The 21111-nt window shown below is 72.2% G+C and carries 21 protein-coding genes; 12 read left to right on the top strand and 9 right to left on the bottom strand.

Annotated features, from left to right (window positions below):
- Positions 1–6: 6 nt before the first annotated feature.
- Complete coding sequence (locus ABEA87_RS24645; protein WP_345633284.1) at positions 7–600, top strand: TetR/AcrR family transcriptional regulator; 594 nt, start codon at positions 7–9, stop codon at positions 598–600.
- 155 nt (positions 601–755) lie between these two features.
- On the opposite strand, the gene ABEA87_RS24640 is transcribed toward ABEA87_RS24645, so the two are convergent.
- Both ABEA87_RS24640 and ABEA87_RS24635 read right to left on the bottom strand, forming a co-directional pair.
- The gene (locus tag ABEA87_RS24640; RefSeq protein WP_345633282.1) at positions 756–950 is read right to left on the bottom strand and encodes a DUF397 domain-containing protein; all 195 of its coding nucleotides are present in this window, start codon (positions 948–950) and stop codon (positions 756–758) included.
- Positions 951–970: 20 nt separating this feature from the next.
- Positions 971–1852, bottom strand: a complete 882-nt coding sequence (locus ABEA87_RS24635) for a helix-turn-helix domain-containing protein (RefSeq protein WP_345633280.1) — start codon at positions 1850–1852, stop codon at positions 971–973.
- A 162-nt stretch (positions 1853–2014) separates the two neighbouring features.
- Between ABEA87_RS24635 and ABEA87_RS24630 the strand changes: the two genes are divergently transcribed.
- The 7 genes from ABEA87_RS24630 to ABEA87_RS24600 all read left to right on the top strand — a co-directional run bounded on the left by ABEA87_RS24630 (position 2015) and on the right by ABEA87_RS24600 (position 10536).
- Complete coding sequence (locus ABEA87_RS24630; protein WP_345633278.1) at positions 2015–3322, top strand: aspartate aminotransferase family protein; 1308 nt, start codon at positions 2015–2017, stop codon at positions 3320–3322.
- 223 nt (positions 3323–3545) lie between these two features.
- Positions 3546–4496 (top strand): MurR/RpiR family transcriptional regulator, encoded by a 951-nt coding sequence (locus ABEA87_RS24625; protein WP_345633276.1) that lies wholly within the window; start codon positions 3546–3548, stop codon positions 4494–4496.
- A 31-nt stretch (positions 4497–4527) separates the two neighbouring features.
- Positions 4528–5280 carry an SIS domain-containing protein gene (locus tag ABEA87_RS24620; protein ID WP_345633274.1) on the top strand — a complete coding sequence of 251 codons (753 nt, stop codon included), beginning with the start codon at positions 4528–4530 and terminating at the stop codon, positions 5278–5280.
- 22 nt (positions 5281–5302) lie between these two features.
- Entirely contained in the window at positions 5303–6757 is a 1455-nt protein-coding gene (gene ngcE / locus ABEA87_RS24615; protein WP_345633272.1) for an N-acetylglucosamine/diacetylchitobiose ABC transporter substrate-binding protein, read from the top strand.
- 16 nt (positions 6758–6773) lie between these two features.
- Entirely contained in the window at positions 6774–7688 is a 915-nt protein-coding gene (locus ABEA87_RS24610) for a carbohydrate ABC transporter permease (RefSeq protein WP_345633270.1), read from the top strand.
- Positions 7689–7700: 12 nt separating this feature from the next.
- Positions 7701–8648, top strand: a complete 948-nt coding sequence (locus ABEA87_RS24605) for a carbohydrate ABC transporter permease (RefSeq protein ID WP_345633268.1) — start codon at positions 7701–7703, stop codon at positions 8646–8648.
- Positions 8649–8832: 184 nt separating this feature from the next.
- Positions 8833–10536 (top strand): bifunctional 3'-5' exonuclease/DNA polymerase, encoded by a 1704-nt coding sequence (locus ABEA87_RS24600; RefSeq protein ID WP_345633603.1) that lies wholly within the window; start codon positions 8833–8835, stop codon positions 10534–10536.
- Here ABEA87_RS24600 and ABEA87_RS24595 read toward each other — a convergent pair.
- A complete protein-coding gene (locus tag ABEA87_RS24595) occupies positions 10518–11048 on the bottom strand; it encodes an NUDIX domain-containing protein (protein ID WP_345633267.1) in 531 nt (176 codons plus the stop codon). The genes ABEA87_RS24600 and ABEA87_RS24595 overlap by 19 nt on opposite strands.
- A gap of 253 nt (positions 11049–11301) precedes the next feature.
- Here ABEA87_RS24595 and ABEA87_RS24590 point away from each other — a divergent pair, with 253 nt between their 5' ends.
- Complete coding sequence (locus ABEA87_RS24590; RefSeq protein ID WP_345633265.1) at positions 11302–11937, top strand: SRPBCC family protein; 636 nt, start codon at positions 11302–11304, stop codon at positions 11935–11937.
- A gap of 88 nt (positions 11938–12025) precedes the next feature.
- On the opposite strand, the gene ABEA87_RS24585 is transcribed toward ABEA87_RS24590, so the two are convergent.
- The 4 genes from ABEA87_RS24585 to ABEA87_RS24570 all read right to left on the bottom strand — a co-directional run bounded on the left by ABEA87_RS24585 (position 12026) and on the right by ABEA87_RS24570 (position 15067).
- Positions 12026–12913, bottom strand: a complete 888-nt coding sequence (locus ABEA87_RS24585; RefSeq protein ID WP_345633264.1) for an amidohydrolase family protein — start codon at positions 12911–12913, stop codon at positions 12026–12028.
- Positions 12910–13722, bottom strand: coding sequence for a metal-dependent hydrolase (locus tag ABEA87_RS24580; RefSeq protein WP_345633262.1), 813 nt, complete (start codon positions 13720–13722; stop codon positions 12910–12912). The genes ABEA87_RS24585 and ABEA87_RS24580 overlap by 4 nt, the downstream gene beginning before the upstream one ends.
- A gap of 68 nt (positions 13723–13790) precedes the next feature.
- Complete coding sequence (locus tag ABEA87_RS24575; protein ID WP_345633261.1) at positions 13791–14555, bottom strand: SDR family NAD(P)-dependent oxidoreductase; 765 nt, start codon at positions 14553–14555, stop codon at positions 13791–13793.
- Positions 14552–15067 (bottom strand): DUF1707 SHOCT-like domain-containing protein, encoded by a 516-nt coding sequence (locus tag ABEA87_RS24570; RefSeq protein WP_345633259.1) that lies wholly within the window; start codon positions 15065–15067, stop codon positions 14552–14554. Before ABEA87_RS24570 ends, ABEA87_RS24575 begins: the two co-directional genes overlap by 4 nt.
- Positions 15068–15615: 548 nt before the next feature.
- Between ABEA87_RS24570 and ABEA87_RS24565 the strand changes: the two genes are divergently transcribed.
- Together ABEA87_RS24565 and ABEA87_RS24560 are read left to right on the top strand one after the other, a co-directional pair.
- Positions 15616–16728 carry a sensor histidine kinase gene (locus ABEA87_RS24565; RefSeq protein WP_345633257.1) on the top strand — a complete coding sequence of 371 codons (1113 nt, stop codon included), beginning with the start codon at positions 15616–15618 and terminating at the stop codon, positions 16726–16728.
- On the top strand, positions 16725–17390 hold the full coding sequence (locus ABEA87_RS24560; RefSeq protein WP_345633256.1) for a response regulator transcription factor: 666 nt from the start codon (positions 16725–16727) through the stop codon (positions 17388–17390). The genes ABEA87_RS24565 and ABEA87_RS24560 overlap by 4 nt, the downstream gene beginning before the upstream one ends.
- Before the next feature lie 3 nt (positions 17391–17393).
- On the opposite strand, the gene ABEA87_RS24555 is transcribed toward ABEA87_RS24560, so the two are convergent.
- A complete protein-coding gene (locus ABEA87_RS24555) occupies positions 17394–18758 on the bottom strand; it encodes a hypothetical protein (protein ID WP_345633253.1) in 1365 nt (454 codons plus the stop codon).
- A gap of 248 nt (positions 18759–19006) precedes the next feature.
- On the bottom strand, positions 19007–20389 hold the full coding sequence (locus ABEA87_RS24550; RefSeq protein WP_345633251.1) for a serine/threonine-protein kinase: 1383 nt from the start codon (positions 20387–20389) through the stop codon (positions 19007–19009).
- A gap of 193 nt (positions 20390–20582) precedes the next feature.
- Here ABEA87_RS24550 and ABEA87_RS24545 point away from each other — a divergent pair, with 193 nt between their 5' ends.
- Positions 20583–21095: a GNAT family N-acetyltransferase gene (locus ABEA87_RS24545; protein ID WP_345633250.1), complete on the top strand. Its 513-nt coding sequence runs from the start codon at positions 20583–20585 to the stop codon at positions 21093–21095.
- The last annotated feature ends 16 nt before the right edge of the window (positions 21096–21111 follow it).

Raw genomic sequence — 21111 nt, 5'->3', positions numbered from 1 at the left:
GTGGGTGTGACGACGAAGACGACCCGGGCCGACGAGCAGGTCAGGGGCGAGACGAAGGGCGGGCGCGGCGCCCGCGAGCGGATCCTGCGCGCGGCCACCGACCTGTTCTACGAGCAGGGCATCGCGGCCACCGGCATCGAGCAGCTCGCCGAGGTGGCGCACGTGTCCAAGCGCACGCTCTACCAGCACTTCGCCAGCAAGGACGAGATCATCGTCGAGTACCTGGGGCGGGTCGGCGAGCAGCGGCTTCCGGGCCTGGCCGAGCCGCTGCGGGACAGCGGGCGCCCGGTCCGGGACCGGCTGCTGGGCATCTTCGATGTCGGCGCCCCGCGGGGGTGCCCGTTTGTCAACGCCGCCACCGAGCTTGCCGACACCGAGCATCCCGCCCGGGCGGTGTGCACCGCACAGAAGCAGACGTTCATCGACGCCCTGATCGCGCTGGCGACCGAGGCGGGTGCGCGCGATCCCGGCAAGCTCGGGCACCAACTGGCGGTGCTCTACGACGGCGCCTCGGCCCAGGGCGCCGCGCTGAACTCCACCGAACCGGCCGAGTACGCCCGGGCGGCGGCCGCCGCGTTGATCGACCTGGCTACCCCCTGAGCGCAGCCGGAGCCGGTTTGTGGCGGGGGCGAGCACAGGCCGCAGCGGTGCCCCCTGAGCCGTCGACCAGGACGGGGCGCGCGGGCCCACCGCGCGGACCGGCCCGCTCCAGCAAGGGAGCGGGCCGGGTGATGCGAAATGCGCGAACGCGGCCGTCAGTCGTCGAAGTTGCCGGCTCGTACCGCGTCGATGAACCTGTGCCAGGAGTACTGGTCGAAGGACAGCACCGGACCACTGCGATCCTTCGTATCGCGGACCTCCACCGCGCCGGCGGTCCTGCGGACCTCCACACACGAACCATTGGTGCTGCTGTGGCTGCTCTTGCGCCAGCGCGCGTCCAGAACGGACACCGCGCCACCTCCTCAGGCGTTCAGCTCAGCTCCTTGATCGCCCGAGCGATGCGCTCGCGTGACGCGGGAGGACTGAGTGCATTGGCTAATAAATGTTCAAATACCACGTTGTACCACCGTGCGTCCTCAGATTCCGCGAAAATGTCGCCCGTGATGCCCTCGACGTACACCACGTCCGGGTCGCTTTCGGCGGCGAATTTGATCACCGTGAACGAGCCGAGCATGCCCGGGTGCGCTCCCGCGGTGAACGGCAGGATCTGCACCGTCACGTTGGGCAGCTCGGACACCCCGTACAGGTGCTCGAGCTGGCCACGCAGCACGTCCTGGCCGCCGATGTGCCGATGCAGCACCGACTCGTCGAAGATTGCCCAGAGCTCCAGCGGGCCGGCGGCCGGCGCCGCGGCCCCGGGGTCGGGCGTGAGCAGCGATCGCTGGCGGGCCAGCCGCACGCTGACCCGGCGGTCCACGGCCTCCGCGTCCAGCTTCGGCAGCGCGGCCCGAAACAGCGCCCGCGCGTACTGCTCGGTCTGCAGCAGGCCATGCACGGTCAGCGTCTCGTACACCTGTAGCCGGGCCGCCTCGGCCTCGAACCCGATGTAGGTCGCGTACGGGCCGGACAGCGAGTCGGCGTACTTGCTCCACCAGCCGCGCTGCTTGCCCTCCCTGGCCAGCGCGGCCAGTTCGGCGCGCACCATGCCGTCGTCGACCCCGAACAGATTCAGCAGGTCGGTCAGGTCGCGGCTGCGTAGACCGACCCGGCCGGTCTCCACGCGGCTGACCCATGAGCCCGAGCGCTCCACCGCGGCGCCTACCTGCTCGCCGGTGAGCCCCTGGCGTTCGCGCAAGCCGCGCAGGATCAGGCCGAGGCGCCGTCGTCGTACGGTGGGACTGCCAATCACCATGGCGGACAGTGTGCTCGGCGTCGCGGTGAGCAAGCAAGGCTGGCGCCCCGGCGGGTTTGTCCAGGTCGCGACCGATCCCACGAATCGAACGCCGTCCCGTCGTCGCCGGCACCGGTCGCCGTGCCACTTGTGGGCGCACCGCGACGGTGGAAGCGTGCGAGCATGACACCTGACGATCTGTTGGCCAGGCACAGGTCAGTGCTGCCCTCGTGGCTGCCGCTCTACTACGACGAGCCGCTCGAGATCGTGTCGGGGTCCGGACGGCGGGTCACCGACGCACAGGGACGCAGCTACCTGGACTTTTTCGGCGGCGTGCTGACGAACATGCTCGGGTACGACATCCCCGAAGTACGCGAGGCGATCGAGCGCCAACTGCGCACCGGCGTGGTGCACACCTCCACGCTCTACCTCATCCGCGCCCAGGTCGAGCTGGCCGAGAAGATCGCCCGGCTGTCGGGCATCCCGGATCCGCGCGTGTTCTTCACGACCTCCGGCAGCGAGGCCAACGAGGCCGCGCTCATGTTCGCCACCAACTATCGGCGATCCAACCAGATCCTCGCCATCCGCAACAGCTACCACGGCCGCACGTACGCGACGATGGGCATCACCGGCAACCGGGGCTGGTCGGCCTCGGGGCTGTCCCCGCTGAACGTGAGCTACCTGCACTCCGGCGACCGGCTGCGCGGGCTGCTGGCCGGCCTGGACGACGAACGGCACATCGAGGCGGCGGCGGCCGACCTGCGCGAGGTGGTGGCGACCACCACCAGCGGCACGGTGGCGGCTTTGATCGCCGAGCCGATGCAGGGCGTCGGCGGCTTCGTGCACGGCCCGGACGGGCTGTTCTCGGCGTACCGCAAGGTGCTCGACGAGTACGGCGTGCTGTTCATCTCCGACGAGGTGCAGACCGGTTGGGGCCGCACCGGCGAGCACTTCTGGGGGTACCAGGCGCACGGCATCGTGCCGGACCTGCTCACCTTCGCCAAGGGTATCGGCAACGGGCTGGCCCTGGCCGGCGTCGTGGGCCGGGCGGAGATCGTCGAGTCGGTGCAGGGCATCTCGTTCTCCACCTTCGGCGGCAACCCGCTGTCCACCGCCGGTGGCAACGCGGTGTTGGACTACCTGCTCGCGCACGATCTGCAGGCCAACGCCCGCGAGGTGGGTCGGCTGCTGCGCGACGGGCTGGACGAGGCGGTGCGACGGTACCCGATCGTGGGTGACGTGCGCGGGCGCGGGCTGATGCTGGCCGTGGAGTTCGTGCAGCCCGGCGGTACCGAGCCCAATGGTTACGCGACCACTCGCGTGTTCGAGGAGTGCCGGCGCGGCGGCCTGTTGGTGGGCAAGGGCGGGTTGTACGGCAACGCGCTGCGCATCGGACCGCCGCTGACGCTGAGCGCCGAGGAGGCCCGCGAGGGATTGGAAATTCTTACCACCGCGATCGCCGCGGTCGATCGAGAGGGCGCCCCGGCCTGATCCGGCCGCGCGCCGGTGCGTCGCCGCCGTTCGATGACGGCACCGCCGCAAGGTTTTCGGCTCACCCCTTCTGAGCTGGCCTTCGACGGTGCCGTTCGCGTTGTGCGCCGATCTGCGCAAGGTAACAACTTTGAAAACTTCGCCCATCTTCTTGACAAGGAGAGCCCCTCAGTAAGAAATTTTACCACTATCAGTAAACACTCCTTGATGAAAGGCGACGCGGATGACCGAGCAGGAGACCACCGTCGCGGGCACCGCGGTGGTCGACTCGCATGACGCGCCGCCCCTGCCGGTCACCGATGGCGTTCTCGTGCGGGTCCGGGCTCGGCTGCCGGAGTTCACCGGCGCCCTGCGGCGCGTCGCCGAACAGGTGCTGTCCGATCCGACCAGCGCCGCCCGGGCGACCATCGTCGAGTTGGCCGAGCGCAGCGGCACCTCGCCGGCCACGGTGACCCGCTTCTGCCGCGCGTTGGGCTTCGAGGGCTACGCCGATCTGCGGCTGGACATCGCCAGCGAGACCGGGCGCGCCGCGCGCTCGGCCGGCTGGAGCGTGGACATCGGCCGGGAGATCCAGCCGAACGACCCGCTGGACCGCGTGTTGCAGCAGATCATCGCGGCGGACACCCGGGCGCTGGCCGATACCTCGGCCCTGCTGGACCTGCGGGCCATCGAGCGGGCCGCCGACGCGCTGGCCGCCTCCAGCCGCATCGACCTGTACGGCATCGGTGGCAGCGGACTGGTCGGCGCCGAGATGCAGCTGTGCCTGCACCGCATCGGGCTGGCCACCTGGTCGTGGACCGACCTGCACAACGGGTTGGCCAGCGCGGCGCTGCTGTCGGCCGGCGACGTGGCGATCGCCGTGTCGCACAGCGGGCAGACCCGGGAGACCATCGAGGTGCTCGCCGAGGCCGGTAGCCACGGCGCCACCACCGTCGCGCTGACCGGATTCCCGCACTCGCCGCTGGCCGACGTCGCCGACATCGTGCTGCTGCACGCCATGCAGGCGACCACGTTCCGGCCCGACGCGCTGTCCGGGCGGCACCCGCAGCTGGTGGTGCTCGACTTGCTCTACATCGCCGTCGCGCAGCGGACCCACGACCGGTCCCACGCGGCATTCCAGGCCACCGCGCGGGCGGTGGCCGGGCACTGGGCGGCGAAGGGGGAGGGCGCATGAGGCATTCAGGGTCCACTGTGGAGGGACGGTCATGAGCGTGAACGCGCAGGCATACGTCACCGCCGCCAAACAGGCCATCGATCGGGTGGTGGTCGGCAACGGAGGCGAGGTGTCCCGGGCGGCCGAGCTGATCGCCTCGGCGCTGCGCGCCGGCGGGGTGCTGCAGGCCTTCGGTACCGGGCACTCCGAGGCGCTGGCCATGGAGCTGTGTGGCCGGGCCGGTGGGCTGGTACCCACCAACAAGATTTCGTTGCGCGACGTCGTGCTGTTCGGCGACGCGCCACGGGAGGTGCTGCACGACGAGAAGCTCGAACGCGATCCGGCGCTCGCGCAGCGGCTGTACGAACTGGCCGCCCCGCAGCCGCGGGACGTGTTCGTGGTGGCGTCGAACTCGGGCATCAACGGCTGCATCGTCGAGTTCGCGCTGCTGGTCAAGCGGAATTCTCACCTGCTCATCGCCATCACCTCGGCCGAGCACACCGCACGGGTGACGCCACGACACCCGTCCGGGCTCCGGCTGGCCGAGATCGCCGACGTCGTGCTGGACAACGGCGCGCCGTACGGCGACGCACTGCTGCCCCTACCCGGTGGCGGCACGGTCGGTGCCATCTCCTCGATCACCTCGGCCCTGCTGGGGCAGCTGGTGAGCGTCGAGGTGGTCCGACAGCTCCAGGCTGCGGGCGAGGTACCCCCGATCTACCTGTCCGCGAATGTCCCCGGAGGGGACGAGCACAACCTCACCCTCGAGTCGCGGTACGCCGGTCGCATCCGGCGCACGGCCTGACCCGAATTCCAAGGAGACACGGATGTCCCTTTCCCCAGAGAACCCGGGCACCGCGCACACCGCCACGCCCGAACTGAACCGCCGGACGGTGCTGAAGCGGGCCAGTGCGCTCGGCCTGCTGGCAGTACCGGCGGTGGGTCTGCTTCAGGCCTGCGCGACCGGTGGCGGTTCGACCCCGCAGGACCAGAGCACCGGCGGCGCCAAGAGCGCCGACAACCCGCTCGGTGTCGACCCGAGCGCCGCGCTGGAGGTCGTCATCTTCTCCGGCGGCTACGGCGACACCTACGCCACCAAGTACCACGTGCCGCTGTACGAGAAGGCGTTCCCGAAGGCCAAGGTCACCGAGTCCAGCACCCAGGACATCCAGGGCACGCTGCAGCCGCGCTTCACCGGCGGCAACCCGCCGGACGTGGTGGACAACTCGGGTACCAAGTTCATGGACTTCGGCGCCCTGGTCGGCGACGACCAGCTGCAGGACCTGACCACCCTGCTCGACGCGCCGTCGGTGGACGACCCGAACACCAAGGTGCGCGACACCCTGGTCGATGGCACCGTCGACGTCGGCACGTACAACGACAAGCCGTACGTGCTGAACTACGTGTTCACCGTGTTCGGCCTCTGGTACAACGCAAAACTGTTCCAGAGCAAGGGCTGGACCGTCCCCACCACGTGGGCGGACTTCACCGCGCTGATGACCAAGATCAAGGCCGCCGGCATCACCCCGTACGGCTACGCCGGTGCCAACGCCGCCTACTACCAGTACTACGCCCTGCTGACCAGCGCGGCGAAGATCGGTGGCGCGGACATCCTCAAGAACATCGACAACCTTGAGGACGGCGCGTGGACCAACGACGCGGTCAAGCAGGCCGCCGCGGCGTGGGCGGAGGTCGGCAAGACCTTCTCCGACAAGTCCTACCTGGGCCTGATCCACACCCAGGTGCAGCTCAAGCAGGACCAGGACCAGCTGGCCGTCTACCCCTCCGGCAACTGGCTGGAAAACGAGATGAAGGACAGCACCCCGGCCAGCTTCAACTACGCGGTGATGCCGATCCCCAGCGTGACCACCTCGGACAAGCTGGACGTCTCCTCGCTGATGGCGGTGGCCGGTGAGGGCTTCATCGTGGCGGCCAAGGGCAAGAACCCCAAGGGCGGCATGGAATACCTGCGCCGGATGCTGTCCAAGGAGGGCGCGAAGGACTTCACCACGGCGACCGGCTCGCTGACCTCGGTCAACCACGCCTCCGACGGCATGCAGCTCTCGCCGGGCCTGTCCAGCTCCAGCGACGCGCTGAGCAAGGCCAAGACCGCGTTCTACTTCCGCTTCGACCAGTGGTACAAGGACCTCGACACCGAGTGCCGCGCGGCCACCAACGAGCTGTTCTTCCAGGGCGGCACCGCGGACCACTTCTGCCAGCGGATGCAGGCCAAGGCCGACGCCATCAAGAAGGACTCGTCCATCACGAAGTTCAAGCGCTGAGCGGAGAGTAGCGGTCATGCGGCACGGCAAGTACCCATTCGTCATCGGGTTCCTCGTGGTCCCCGTGGCGCTGTACGCGGTCTACGTCATCAACCCGTACGTGCAGGCCTTCTACTACGCCTTCACCGACTGGCACGGCATCTCGGCGAAGCTCAACTTCATCGGCTTCGCCAACTTCACGAAGCTGTTCCACGACGAGGTGTTCTGGAAGGCACTGGAGCACAACATCATGTTGTTGCTTGCCCTGCCGCTGTTCACCATCGCGATCGCGCTGTTCCTGTCGTTCATGCTCAACGTCGGGGGCGGGCGATCCTCTGCCGGCTCCACGAAGGGGGTCTGGGGGTCGAAGTTCTACCGGGTGGTGTTCTTCCTCCCCCAGGTCCTGTCGCTGGCCATCATCGCGGTGCTGTTCCAGGAGATCCTGCGGCCGGACAACGCCGGGGCGATCAACTCGATAGTGCACGCCATCGGGTTCGGCGACATCGGGTTCCTGACCAACACGACCGTCGCCATGTGGACCATCATCGGGGTGCTGGTCTGGCAGTCGGTCGGCTTCTATGTGGTGCTGTTCTCGGCGGGCATGGCCTCGATCCCCAGCGACATCTACGAGGCCGCCGAGATCGACGGTGCGAGCCGGCTCGTCCTGTTCTTCAGGGTGACCCTGCCGCTGCTGTTCGACACGATCCAGGTGGCCTGGGTGTACCTGGGCATCGCGGCCTTCGACGCGTTCGCTCTGGTCAACATCCTCACCGTGGACAACGGTGGCCCCGACGGGGCCACCACGGTGCTGGCCAACGAGATCTACCGCGACGCGTTTGTCTATTCACGCTTCGGATACGCGTCGGCGATGGGCGTCGTGCTCTTCTTCCTGACGCTCACCTTCGCCGTGCTGACCCTGCGCCTGTCCCGGCGCGAGAGCATCGAGTACTGAGAGCGGCAGACCATGACAATCAATACGCGGGACGTCAACGCCCCGGCATCCGCCGCCGAGCCGGCGGCCTCCCGCCCGGAATCGAAGAAGCGCAGGTCCGAGGTCAGCGTGCTGACCGTGCTCGGTCACATCGCCCTGGCGGTCTGGGCCATCCTGGTACTCGGGCCGATGGTTTGGACGCTGCTCGCCTCGTTCAAGTCCAACACTGAGATCTTCGGTAGCGCCTGGGCGCTGCCGGCCCACCTGCGCCTGGGCAACTACGCCCGGGCCTGGACCAAGGCGCACCTGGGCACGTATTTCTTCAACAGCGTCGTCGTGGTCGCGCTCAGCACGTTCGGCACCATGCTGTTCGGCGCGATGGCCGCGTACGTGCTGGCTCGGTACAAGTTCGTGGGCAACCGGATCATCTACTACGTGTTCCTGGCCGGGTTGGCCTTCCCGGTGTTCCTGGCGCTGAGCCCGCTGTTCTTCGTGGTGCGCAACATGGGCGAAGTGCCGGTGATCGGCCAGTTCATCACCACCAACACCCGCGGCGGGCTGGTGCTGGTCTACATCGCGTACTCGTTGCCGTTCACGGTGTTCTTCCTGTCCGCGTTCTTCCGGACCCTGCCGACCTCGGTCGCCGAGGCCGCCATGATCGACGGGGCCTCGCACAGCCGGCTGTTCTTCCGGGTGATGCTCCCGATGGCCAAGCCCGGCCTGGTGAGCATCGGCATCTTCAACATCCTCGGGCAGTGGAGCCAGTACAACATCCCGGTCGTGCTGATGAGCGGCTCGTCGGACAAGAGTAAATGGGTACTCACCCAGGGCATCGCGGACATTTCAACCCAGGCGGGGTACCAGTCGGACTGGCCGGCGCTGTTCGCCGCCCTGGTGCTGGCGATCCTGCCGATGATCGTGGTGTACGGCATATTCCAACGACAGATCCAGTCCGGCCTGACCGCCGGGGCGGTCAAGTAGCCGCGATGTCATACCCGCGGCGCAGAATGCGGGTGTGTTGATCGCGGTCGTGCCGGACGAGGCCGGTGTGGGTGGGCCACGGGGGGCCCTGCCCGGCGGGCCGGGCCCGTCCCACCCGCCGCCGGCCGATGGGGCGGGCTCCCCGGCGGGGCCGGGCCCCGCCGGGCCCGACCGGTCGGCGCCGATCGGACCCGCCGGTGCGGCCTGGCTGCGCCCGCTGGACGACGCCGGGCAGCCCCTGGGCCCGGCGCGGTGGAGCCCCGACCTGGCCGCCGCCGTGCGCGAGGCGCCCGAGGCGCGGCTGCTGTGGGCATCGACCGCGGAGTGCTACCCGCGGCTGCTGCGCGCCGGGGTCCGGGTGGCCCGCTGCCACGACCTCGAGCTGACCGAGGCGCTGCTGCTCGGCCACGCGGGGCGTTGGGGCCAGCCGAAGGCGCTGGCCGCGGGCTGGGCCCGGCTGACCGGCGCACCGGTGCCGCCCGACCCGCCACCGAGGGCGGCCACCCCGCCGGGCGACGGGCAGGGCACCCTGTTCGAGGCGTCCTGGCCACCGCCGGCGGCCGGCGGGTTCGACCCGATGTCCGCGCTCGTCGAGGTATACCGGGATCAGCAGGCCCGGCTGGCCGCCGCCGGGCGGGACGCGCCCGCGGTTCCCGACGCCGGGCGCCGGCTGCGCCTGCTGGTCGCGGCGGAGTCCGCCGGCGCGGTGATCGCCGCCGAGATGGGCCACGACGGCCTGCCCTGGCGCGTCGACGTGCACCGTGACCTGCTGATCGATCTGCTCGGCGAGCCGTCCCCGGTGGGCGGCCCGCCCCGGCGGCTGGCCGAGCTGGCCGCGCGCATCAACGAGGCGTTCGGCGACCAGCGCCTGCACCCCGAATCGCCGGCCGAGGTGCTGCGCGCGTTCGCCCGCGAGGGGATCAGGCTGCCGTCGACCAGGGCCTGGGTGCTGCGCGGGGTGGACCACCCAGCGGTGCCGCTGCTGCTGGAGTTCAAGGAGCTGTACCGGATCTGGACGGCGCACGGCTGGTCGTGGTGCCAGCAGTGGGTGCGGGAGGGCCGGTTCCGGCCGGAGTACGTGCCCGGCGGCGTGGTGTCCGGCCGGTGGGCCACCCGGGGCGGGGGAGCGCTGCAGATCCCCAAGGTGGTCCGCCGGGCGGTTCAGGCCGACCCCGGCTGGACGTTCGTGGTCGCCGACGCGGGCCAGTTGGAGCCCAGGATCCTGGCGGCCGTCTCCAGCGATGCGCGGATGGCGCGGGCGGCCGGTGCCGGCGACATGTACGCGGCGCTGGCCACCGAGGCGTTCGGCGGCGACCGGGCCCGGGCCAAGGTGGCGCTGCTGGGCGCGATGTACGGGCAGACCGGTGGGCAGGCGGCGCCGGCGCTGGCCGCCCTGCGCGGGTCCTACCCGACCGCCCTGTCCTATGTGGAGGACGCGGCCCGGGTCGGCGAGACCGGCGGCCTGGTGCGCTCCTGGCTCGGGCGCACCTGCCCGCCCCCGTCGGTGGGTGCCAACGCGTGGGGCGACCCCGACGCGGCCGACCCCGAGGGTCCGCGCGGCGAAGCGCCCCCGGACGGGCCGGTCAGCGGCGCGGCGGCCCGGGCCCGGGGCCGGTTCACCCGCAACTTCGTCATCCAGGCCACCGCCGCGGAGTGGGCGCTGGCGCTGCTGGCCCTGCTGCGCGGGTCGCTGTCGGGCAGCGCCGCCGAACTGGTCTTCTTCCAGCACGACGAGGTGGTCGTGCACTGCCCGGTGGCCGACGCGCCGATGGTGGTGGCGGCGGTGCAGGCCGCCTGCGAGCGCACCCGGCGGTTGCTGTTCGGCGACACGCCGGTGCGGTTCCCGCTCGACGTGTCGGTGGTCGACTGCTACGCCGAGGCGAAGTAGCGGGCCACCGCCTCGGTGTGGCTGGGGAAGGCCAGCGCCTGCGCGTCGGTGATGACCAGCCACTCCGACGCCTCCTCGGTCGGCGCCGAGGGCGGCAGCTCGGCCGCGTCCCGGATGGGCAGCCGGCCGAAGACGTTGATCGTGCCACCGGTGCTGACCGTGTCGACGAGCTGGACGTGCCCGGCATCGCCGGACAGTCCGGTCTCCTCGCGCAGCTCCCGCACGGCCGCCTCCTGCCAGGACTCGCCGACCTCGATGAAGCCGCCGGGCAGGGCGAGCTGCCCGCGCGCCGGTTCGATGTCGCGCCGCACGACGACCAGGCCCACCACGTCCGGCCCGGTGCGTACCGGCAGCATGATCACCGCCACCGGCAGCGGGTTGAGCCAGGTGGTCTCGCCGCAGTTGGGGCACACCCGTGGCCAGCCGGCCCCGGGGGAGTACGCGGTGCCGCAGTAGGAGCAGTGCGAGTGCTGGATCAGGTTGGTGCGCTGCCAACTATGCGGAGACTGCATGCCTGCACGCTAAGCGATTACTCTGCGCGATCGGCACCGGCGTGAGTGAATTTACGGCTGGCGACCCCTTGCGGCGGCCGGCCACGGAGGGGTTAGCTGATCGCATCGACTCGGACACTCAACGCGAAAGTCCTGGTCAGGTGGGAGTGGGGGGAGTCGCGCATGCGGTGTACCGGATGCTTCGCCCCGTTCCCCGCTCGCCCCGCCGGGCCGGCGCGGTGGGGGCCCGACAGCCGGGCGGAGGCGCGCGTCGATGCGTCTTGATCACACCTTCGTGGTCCCGGTACCGGCCGGTCGGGCCTGGGCCGCGCTGCTGGATGCCGAGGCCGGGCCGCCACTGCTGGCGGGCGCGGCGATCAGTCCCGGCGTCGAGGACCGGTTCGCCGGGACCCTGCGGGTCAGGATCGGCCCGTTTACTTTGTGTTACCAGGGCAGCGGCCGGTACATCGTCAAGGACCCGTCCGCACGGCGCCTGATGGTGGAGGCGGCCGGGCAGGACGTGCACGGTGGGGGCACCGCCGCCGCCACGGCCACCGCCACTCTGCGCGAGACCTCGCACCGCACCACCCGGGTGGAGGTGTCCGCCGAGCTGGCGGTGACCGGCCGCCTGGTGCGGACCAATCGGCGGCTGGTCCAGGCCGCCGGTGCCGAGGTGCTGTCCCAGTTCGCCGAGGCGCTGACCGCCCGGGCGATACGGGGCGAGGTCGCCGGGCAGTTCGGCGCCGGGCAGATCACCGCCGGGCCGCTCGGCGCGCCGGTGGCCGCGTGGCCGGCCGTTGGCGGTGGCGCGGCGCGCGGGCCGCGGCGGGTACGGGATCTCGTGCCCTACGCGTGCGCGTTCGCGCTCGGCGGCCTACTCACCCTGGCGATGATGGTCGCCTTCGGCTGATCGGGCCGCTCGCGGACGAGAAATTTCCTCAGCCTGTGGATAACGCCTGGGGAAAACCGGCCGATCGCTGTGGACGAACGGTGGATGACTAACGGGTTTCCCAGAGGTGGAGCAGGCGCGTCAGGTTGTGCCAGCACACCGCCCGCAGCCAGTCGTCTCCCCATCCCAGCCGGGCCAGCACCTCGAGCTGATGGGCGTACGGATAGGGGATGTTAGGGAAGTCGCTCCCCAACAACAACCGGCCGGAGTCCCCCAACTCCCGGATCCGGGGCAGCACTAGGGGCGGTACGGGGGCCAGCCCCTCGAAGAAGTCGGTGAACGCCATGGTGGTGTCCAGGTACACCCGGGGGTACCGGTCGGCCAGGTCGAGGAAGCCGGCGTACTCGGGCGCGCCCAGGTGCGCGATGATCGCGGTCAGCCCCGGGTACCGGGACAGCGTCGCGCCGAACGGCCCCGGGCCGGTGTATCCGTTGGCGACCGGGCCGGAGCCGGCGTGCGCGAGCACCGCCGCCCCGGCGTCGGCCAGCAGCCCCCACACCGGGTCCAGCAGCGGGTCGTTGGGGTCGAACCCACCGACCTGCAGGTGCACCTTGAAGATCCGGGCTCCCCGCTCCAGGGCGTGTGCGACGTAGTCGGCCACCCCCGGCTCCGGGTAGAAGGTGGCGCTGGGCAGGCAGCCGGGGGTCTTCTCGGCGAAGTCGAGCGTCCAGGCGTTGAGGTCGGCGGCCATGGCCGGGCGGTGCGCGTAGGCCAGCGCGGAGAAGTGCCGCACCCCGAGCGCGTCCAGGTGCGCGACCCGCCGCTCGTCGGGCCACGGGTAGCGCACCGGCCAGGGCCGGCCCAGCAGCGGGCCGCCCTCGGCGAAGTGCGCCCAGACCCGGCGCAGCATCCGGGGCGGCATGAAGTGCACATGCACGTCGGCCAGGCCGGGCAGGCCCAGCGCCCGCCAGAAGGCGGGCACGTCGGCGTCGTTCACAGCTTCATGCTGTACCTGTCGAGAATCTGCGGGACGAGCAGCCCCACCGCGGCGAGCACGGCGACCACGGCGAACAGGCCGCGCCAGAAGATGGTCTCCACCTTCCCGCCGACCTCGGTGGCGATCGCGTTGGGCACCCCTATGCACTTCCACATCCGGTGGCGGCCCAAGGGAATCGGCCACCCGATCGGGCAGCCGTGGCTGGTGAGCATGTCGCCGAGCAGATGCACGATGCCGCCTGCGCCCAGAGCGATGCCCAGCATCGGGTACCCGCGGTCGCCGTGCAGCCGGGTGTAGGTAAGAACGGTGCCGACCACGGCGGTCAGCGTGACGATGAGCCAGCCGGCGCGGTGCGCCCACTTCTCGAACAGCCCGCGCAGCGCCATGGCGAAGGTGAGGAACAGCACCGAGAGCACGGCCCACTTGCCGAAGTGCAGGCACAGTTCGAAGACCCCGATGCCCAGCCCGATGTTGAACGGCAGCGTGTGGGTGAACGTGCGGTGGCCGTTGTGCAGGCGTGGATCCCTGCGCATTCTGGTGATGTCGTAGATGCCCAGCGACAGCTTCTCCACGCACTCGGCGATGAACAGCGAGAACACGCCGAACGTGTGCGCCACGGTGGCGCCGCCCTGGTTCGTCGTGACCCGTCCAGACAGGTCGAAGTCGGGGATGAGCGCGCCGCCGGCACACATCACGGTGCCGACGGCGAGTTCGACCGGCGTCTGGTGGTAATGCCCGAAGTGCGCCAGCGCGAAGGAACCGGCGAGCCAGGCGGCCGCGCCTGACAGAGCGTGAGAGGGGCCCATCATGGGGGGCAGTGTGCCTGTTGTTCCGGTCCGAAACGCGGATCTGCGAAGTGTCCGCTGTGCACGTGTCGCTACGGAATGACCTTTCCGCCCGACACGTCGAGGGTGACCCCGGTGATCCAGGAGGACGCGTCGGAGGCGAGATAGGCGGTTGCCGCGGCGATGTCGGACGGCTCGCCGATGCGCCCGAGCGGGAACGAACGACCGAGCGTACGCAGTTGATCAGGGCTCAGCTGCCGGTCCAGCTTCGCGTTGTGTACCGCCGAGGGTGCCAGGCAGTTGACCCGTACCCCCGCCGGAGCCAACTCGGCGGCCAGATGCCGGGTGAGCATCACCACACCCGCCTTCGCCACCGCGTACGCCACGTTGGCCCGCGCCGGCGCCCGCCCGGCCGACGAGGACATGGTGACCACCGAGCCCCGGCCCCGCGCGACCATCCCGGGCAGGAACGCCTGGACGGTCAGGAACGTGGCGGTCAGGTTGCCCTCGATGGTGCGGCGCCACTGCTCGACCGGCAGCTCGACGCTGGCGTGCGGCGCGCCGTTGCCGCCGGCGAAGGCGACCAGCGCGTCGACGGGGCCCAGTTCGCTGGCCACCCGGCCGCGCAGCCACGCGATGGCGGCCGGATCGGTGCAGTCGGCGGCGATCGCGATCGCCTCGACGCCGTCCTCGCGTACCTGCTCGCGGACCCGCCGCAGGGCGACCTCGTCGCGGCCCACCACGGCCAGGCGCATTTTCTGCGCGGCCAGCAGCCGGCAGGTGGCGGCGCCGATGCTGCCGGAGCCACCGGTCACCACCGCCACCCTGCCCGCGAGGTCGGCGAAGACCGGGCTCACCGCCCGCCCCACGGGCCGCGGCCGGCCTGCGCGCCCCAGGGACCGTGCCCCCACGGCCCGTCCCAGGGGCCACGCCCCGGCCCACCCCACGGACCCCGGCCCCAGCCGGAGCGCGCGTACCGGGCGAACCGGCGGTGGCGCAGGAAGCTGAAGGTCAGGAAGGCCACCGGGAACAGCGGCCAGAAGAAGTGCGCCCCGGACACCACCCACAGGCCGACGAGTACGGCCGCGACCACCAGCACGCCGACGCCGTGCAGGCGGATACGGCGCCGGATGGCGGCCAGCGCCTCCGGGGTGCGGTGCAGCGCGTCCCAGCCGCCGCCGGGCAGGTCCGCGGTCAGCGGGTCGAGTTCGTCGCGGTAGGTGGCCTGGTAGGCCCGGGCGAGCCGCTCGTCGCCCTCCTCGAGGCGCAGCCGGCCCTCGCTGACGGCGGCACGCAGGACGGTGGCGACCTGTTCGCGCTCGGCGTCGGAGGTCCGTACCCGTGCCGGGTCTTCGGACTGCGTGGACATGACGATCCTCCTTGGTCGGTACCGGACGACTCGGCCCGGTCACCGTTTCAGCCTGCGCCGCGCACGGGGTCCGCGTCGTCGGTGCGGCGGCGGCATCGGGGATGCCCCGCCGGGCGTACGCGGGTGGCCCGGGTACTCCGCCGGGCGTAGCGAGCCGCCTCCGCACCGACGACGCACCGACGACGCCGAGTAGCCCCGCCTTGGCCTACCGTTGCCATGTGGACAGCCTGACCGACCCGCCCCCGGTGCCGCGGCGCGAGCCCGCGGCCTCGCCGGCGGAGGCCGGCGTGCGGGGCGGCCGCCGTGCCCGGTGGGGCGCGCGCCGTGGTCTTGGCGGCCCTGGCGGTCTTGGCGGTCCTGGTGGTCTTGGTGGTCCTGGTGGCCTTGGTGGCCCTGGTGGTCCTGACGGCGTTGGCGGCCCGGGCAGGCCTGGTCGCCGTGGCCGGTCGCCGCGGGATGCCTCGCCGGTCGAGGGCCCGCCTTGGGCGCCCGGGCGCGGGGAGGGGCCGTGGGGGAGAAGCAGGCCGGGCTCCGGCGTCCGGCTGGCGGTGTTCGTCGCCGTCATCCAACTGGTCGGCTCCACAGCGGCCACGCACTATCACCCCGGGACGGAACCGCGGCCGCTGAACCATGTCGGATACCTGCTGCTGCTGATCGGCCCGGCCGCGCTGGCGCTGCGGCGGCGCTGGCGGGTCGCCACCCTGGCCGTGGTGCTGGCCGTCACCGTCGCCTACTACCTGCTCGGGTACCCGTTCGGGCCGGCGTTCCTGGCCCCGCTGGCGGCCCTCCTGGGCGCCGTACGGGCCGGGCACCGGCTGGCCGCCCAGGTGTTGTGCGCGGCCGGGTACCTGATCTACGTCACCACCGGTCAGCTGGTCCACACCATCGGCGGGGTACCGGTGCGCACCTCGAGCTGGGGCGGGGCGCTGGGCCTGGCCGCCTGGCTGGTCTTCGCGTTCGTGATCGCCGAGGGGATCCGGGTCCGTTCCATCCGGTTCGCCGAGATTGCCCGCGCCCGGGCGGAGCAGGCCCGTGCCCGCGCCGAGCAGCAGCGCCGCCAGGCCAGCGAGGAGCGGCTGCGCATCGCCCGGGAGCTGCACGACGTGCTGGGCCACCACCTGTCGCTGATCAACGTGCAGGCCGGCGTCGGGCTGCACCTGATGGACGAGCGCCCGGAGCAGGCGCGCACCGCGCTGCTGGCCATCAAGCAGGCCAGCGCCGAGGCCCTGCGCGAGGTGCGCTCGGTGCTCGGGGTGCTGCGTACCGAGGACGAGGCCGCACCCCGCGCGCCCGCGCCCAGCCTGGACAACCTGTCCTCGCTGGTGGAGGGGTCCACCACCGAGGTGGTCATCACCGGTGCCGCCCGGCCGCTGCCGGCCGAGCTGGACCGGGCCGCGTACCGCATCGCGCAGGAGGCGCTGACCAACGTCCGTCGCCACGCCGGGCCCCAGGCCAGGGCGGTACTCACCATCGGGTACGGGGAGCACGAGCTGACCGTCCGGGTGGACGACGACGGCGCCGGCGGGGTACCGGGCGAGGACGGCAACGGCATCGCCGGAATGCGGGCCAGGGCCACCGCGCTGGGCGGTACGTTGAGTGCCGTCGCGCGGCCGTCCGGCGGTTTCCGGGTCGAGGCCCACCTGCCCTGGGAGAGCGAATGATCAAGGTGCTGCTGGCCGACGACCAGGCGCTGGTACGGGCCGGGTTCCGTGCGCTGCTGGACGCGCAGGACGACATCGAGGTGGTCGGCGAGGCGGGCGACGGCGCGCAGGCGGTGCGGCTGGCCACCCAGCACCGGCCGGATGTGTTGCTGATGGACATCCGGATGCCCGGCCTGGACGGGCTGGAGGCGACCCGGCGCATCGCCGCCGATCAGGCGCTGACCTGCGTACGCGTGGTCATCCTGACCACGTTCGACCTCGATGAGTACGTGTTCGAGGCGCTGCGGGTGGGCGCCAGCGGCTTCCTGGTCAAGGACACCGAACCGGTCGAACTGCTGCGCGGGGTGCGGGCGGTGGCCGGGGGCGACGCCCTGCTGTCCCCGGGGGTGACCCGGCGCCTGATCGGCGAGTTCGCGTCCCGGGCCCGGGCCCCCCGGGCGCCCAAGGAACTGGTCGGGCTCACCGACCGGGAGCGGGAGGTCATGGCGCTGGTCGGCGAGGGGCTGTCCAACGAGGAGATCGCCGAGCGACTGGTGGTCAGTCCGGCGACGGCCAAGACCCACGTGAGCCGGGCGATGGTCAAGCTGGGCGCGCGGGACCGGGCGCAGCTGGTGGTCTTCGCCTACGAGGCCGGGCTGGTGCGCCCCGGCTGGCTGGGTTAGCGCCTACTGCTTGTAGCAGTTCCAGGTCGACGGGTCGGCCAGCGAGCCGACCACGGCGTACGAGGAGGTGCCGTACTGCCAGTCGCACACCTGGGCGGGGGTGAACGGGATGCCCTTGCCGCGGTGGCTGGTGGTGCAGGTCCACGTGGGGCTGTCCCCGTTGGGCGCCTTGTCCAGCCCGCGGTCCTTGGCTATGCAGTAGGCCAGCGGCTGCGCCTGGCCCAGCAGGGTCGGGGTGGGGCTCGGGGCGATCCGCTTGGCGGTGGTCTTCGCCACGGTGGGTGGCACGGCCGAGGTCGGGATCGACGCCGGGGACGCCGGCGGCGTGCCGGCCGAGGACGGGCTGGACCCCGGGGCGGCGGGCGCGCCGCCCGCCGGGGTGCCGGTCGAGTGAACCGCGGGGGGCGCGGGGGCCCGGTGCTTGTCCAGGCCGCCGACGCCGAGCATGATCACCACCGCTATCCCGCCCAGGCCCAGCAGCGCCGCGACGAACAGCAGCATGCCCTTCTCGCTGGCCGGCAGGGAGCCGTCGTTCTGGTTGCGCGCCGGCTCGGCGGGCTTGGGTGCCGGCTCCGGCTCCGGTTCCTTCCTGCCGGTGACGAAGGCGGGAAGGATCATGGTCTCCGCGTTGGCGGGGTGGCCGGGATCGGCCGGGCGTGGCAGGCCGACGGTGCGGTCCGGGTCGCTCTTCTGCTCGTCACCGGCCCGGTGCTGGGCCGCCCGGGAGCTGCGTAGCGGCCCGGTGAAGTGCTCGCGGCCGTAGTCCGCGGGCGGCTGCTCGCGCCCGGCCGGATGGTCCGGGTTTGCCGGCCTTTGCCCGGGGATGTGCGGGGGGTTCGGCGCTCCGCCGGACATGCCGCCGGGCGGTACGCCGGGGCTCGACGGCGCCGAGGCGCTGGGCCACCCCGGCACGGGCGGGAACGTGCCGGCGGGCTGGCCGTTGCCGGGTTGGGCGCTGCCGGGCCGAGCGTTGCCGGGCTGGGCATTGCCCGGCCGCGCGTTGTCAGGCTGGCCGGGCTGGCTGCCGCCGCCCGGGGCGCCGGGCAGGGCCGCTGCGGCGGGCTGGGCGCCGCCGAACGGCGCGCCCGTCGACGGACCGACGCCGAACGGCGCGTCGGCCTGGGCCCCGCCGAACGGGGTGCCCGTCGACTGGGTGCCGGGGAAGGCGGAGCCGGTGGGGTGGAAGCCGGGGAAGGGGGCGCCGGCGGCCGGGCCGCCGAACGGCGTACCCGCCGGGGCACCGCCGAACGGCGCGGCCGGTGACACGCCGGCGGCCGGCACCGGCGGGGCGATCGGCTGGGTTGCTTCGGAGTGCCCGGCTGGCAGCCCGCCGAACGGCGGCTGATTCTCGGCCCTCTCCTGCTGCACGGACACAGACTCCTCCCACGGCGACGCGTCGCCCGCAGACTTTACGCAGCGATCCCGCAACCGGGAAGCGGCGGCCTCTCTAATGATCGCTGTAGGGCCCAGAATTGGTTACCCGGGTCGCCCGGGCCCCCGCGGGCGGGGTCCCCCGCCCCCGGCGCGCGTCGACTGCGAGCGAGGCTACGTCGGGGGAGTCCCGGCCCGCCCTGAGATGAGCGTCACGCCCGCCCGACCCGCCCGGCCGGGCCCGGTCAGGGGCTCGTCATCCCATCCACAGTGGACAGAAGTTGGCTGGCGGTGGCGTAGTCCATGCCGCCCTCATCGAGCCGGGTGGAGATCTTCGTGCGGATGAAGTCGACCTGGGCGTCGAGATCGACCGGTGAGCCGCCGGCCAGCTGGTGTTGCAGATTGTGCAGGATATTGTCCAGGTCGATCACCACATCGTCGCGGATCGTGCCGGTGCGCCGGCCTGCCTCGATCTCGTCGAGCAGATCCTGCACCACGACCGCGGGCGGCGCCGGAGTGGTGATCGTGCCGGGCGGGGCGGGCGAGGCCGGGGCCACCCACGGCGCGGGCGCGGCCAACGGCCCGGGGGCCGACGCCGAGGCGCTGGCGGTCGGCCGCGTCGCCGGGGCACCCAGCGGCTGCGATCGGGCGTGCATGGTGGCGAACGTGGCCAGGGCGCCGGCCAGCGCCACCGCGACCAGCGCCACCAGGGCAGGGCGGGCCAGCCGGCGTGACCCGACCCGCGCCGGCCCGGGTGCCAGGGTGGGGATGGGCGTGAACAGCACCTCGGCGGGGCCCACGGGCAGGGCGGCGCGCAGCGTGCGGGCCACCTCGGCGCTGCTCGGCCGGGTCGCGGGATCCGGGTCCAGGCACCGGTGGCACAGCCGCTCCACCGCGGCGGGCAGCCCGGCCACGCGCAGGGGCGCGGCGCGTACGCCCCGACGGTGCGCCTGGGCCAGCGCGGCCCAGGTACCGGCGTCCAGCGGCGGGAAGCCGGCCAGCGATTCGTACAGCAACGCACCCAGCCCGTACACGTCCACGGCGGGGGCGGCCGGGGCGTCATCGAGGCGTTCGGGTGCCACGTAGGCCGGCGTACCCAGCAGGCTGCCGTCCTCGACCTCGCCGCGCGTGCCGGCCGGGGTGGCGATGCCGAAGTCGAGCAGCTTGGCGCCGGTGCCGGTGAGCATCACGTTGGCCGGGGCGATGTCGCGGTGCACGATTCCGCGCCGGTGCGCGGCGGCCAGCCCGTCGGCGACCTGGGCGCACAGCCGCACCGCGTCGGGCCAGGGCAGCGGCCCCTCGCGCAGGCGATCGGCCAGCGGCCGGCCGGCCAGCAGCTCCATCACCACGTAGGGCACCGGGTGCCCGTCGGGCAGTACCGCCTCGCCGTAGTCGTACACGTGGGTGAGATGCGGGTGGGTCAGCCGGGCGGCGGCTCGCGCCTCCCGCTCGATGACCTGGCGAAACGCCGGGTCGGCGGCCAGCGGCCCGGCCAGCACCTTGACCGCGACCGGCCGGGCCAGCACGGTGTCGACCCCACGCCACACGACCGACATACCCCCGGCGCCGAGCCGCTCGATGAGCATGTACCGCCCGGCCAGCGGGGTACCGGCAGCCAACGACCACATATCGATGAGTCTGCGGCAGGCCGGCGCGCCCCGCCAGCCTCCCGCTTGCCGCCGGGTGCCACACCACCCGTGTTCACGTTGCCACCGACCGTGGCGTCCGCCTCGACCGGTCTGGCTCGGCGACTGGCGTCGCGCGGCGACCCAGACCAGTGGGGGACCCACGGATCGCGCGCCCGCCGGTAACGTCTGGTCGATGACCGACGATGTCACGCTGCGTCCCGTGACGGAGGACGATCTGCCGCTGCTGGACCGCCTCCTGTCGAGGCCCGACGGGGGTTTCCTCTGGTACGGCTGGCGCGATCCGCAGCGTCTGCGCCGCAAGTTCGCCGAGAACGGCATGCTGGGCGAGGACGAATCGATCCTGATCGCCGCCCTCGGCGAGCAGGCGCTCGGCATGGTCGGCTGGCACCGGGTCAAGACCACACCGGGCTGCCACTACTGGAACATCGGCATCGCCCTGGCGCCGGAGGCCCGGGGCCACGGCCACGGGGTGCGGGCGCAGCGACTGCTCGTCGAGTACCTGTTCGCGCACACCCCGGTCAACCGGGTGGAGGCGATCACCGAGGTCGACAACCTGGCCGAGCAGCGCAGCCTGGAGCGCGCCGGGTTCACCCGCGAGGGTGTGCTGCGCGGCTACGGCTTCCGCGACGGCCAGTGGCGCGACGGTGTGGTGTACGCCGTGGTGCGCGCCGACCTGGACCGCTGACCGGCGGGCGGGGCGG

This window comes from Rugosimonospora acidiphila, from assembly GCF_039543385.1.
Lineage (GTDB): Bacteria > Actinomycetota > Actinomycetes > Mycobacteriales > Micromonosporaceae > Rugosimonospora > Rugosimonospora acidiphila.
This window is presented reverse-complemented; position numbering and strand designations above follow the sequence as displayed.

Excerpts from the sequence above, each read along its gene's own strand:
- ABEA87_RS24635 (WP_345633280.1), bottom strand. The coding sequence starts at position 1,852 with ATGGTGATTGGCAGTCCCACCGTACGACGACGGCGCCTCGGCCTGATC.
- ABEA87_RS24630 (WP_345633278.1), top strand. The coding sequence starts at position 2,015 with ATGACACCTGACGATCTGTTGGCCAGGCACAGGTCAGTGCTGCCCTCG.
- ABEA87_RS24625 (WP_345633276.1), top strand. The coding sequence starts at position 3,546 with ATGACCGAGCAGGAGACCACCGTCGCGGGCACCGCGGTGGTCGACTCG.
- ABEA87_RS24620 (WP_345633274.1), top strand. The coding sequence starts at position 4,528 with ATGAGCGTGAACGCGCAGGCATACGTCACCGCCGCCAAACAGGCCATC.
- ngcE (WP_345633272.1), top strand. The coding sequence starts at position 5,303 with ATGTCCCTTTCCCCAGAGAACCCGGGCACCGCGCACACCGCCACGCCC.
- ABEA87_RS24610 (WP_345633270.1), top strand. The coding sequence starts at position 6,774 with ATGCGGCACGGCAAGTACCCATTCGTCATCGGGTTCCTCGTGGTCCCC.
- ABEA87_RS24605 (WP_345633268.1), top strand. The coding sequence starts at position 7,701 with ATGACAATCAATACGCGGGACGTCAACGCCCCGGCATCCGCCGCCGAG.
- ABEA87_RS24595 (WP_345633267.1), bottom strand. The coding sequence starts at position 11,048 with ATGCAGTCTCCGCATAGTTGGCAGCGCACCAACCTGATCCAGCACTCG.
- ABEA87_RS24590 (WP_345633265.1), top strand. The coding sequence starts at position 11,302 with ATGCGTCTTGATCACACCTTCGTGGTCCCGGTACCGGCCGGTCGGGCC.
- ABEA87_RS24580 (WP_345633262.1), bottom strand. The coding sequence starts at position 13,722 with ATGATGGGCCCCTCTCACGCTCTGTCAGGCGCGGCCGCCTGGCTCGCC.
- ABEA87_RS24570 (WP_345633259.1), bottom strand. The coding sequence starts at position 15,067 with ATGTCCACGCAGTCCGAAGACCCGGCACGGGTACGGACCTCCGACGCC.
- ABEA87_RS24560 (WP_345633256.1), top strand. The coding sequence starts at position 16,725 with ATGATCAAGGTGCTGCTGGCCGACGACCAGGCGCTGGTACGGGCCGGG.
- ABEA87_RS24550 (WP_345633251.1), bottom strand. The coding sequence starts at position 20,389 with ATGTGGTCGTTGGCTGCCGGTACCCCGCTGGCCGGGCGGTACATGCTC.
- ABEA87_RS24545 (WP_345633250.1), top strand. The coding sequence starts at position 20,583 with ATGACCGACGATGTCACGCTGCGTCCCGTGACGGAGGACGATCTGCCG.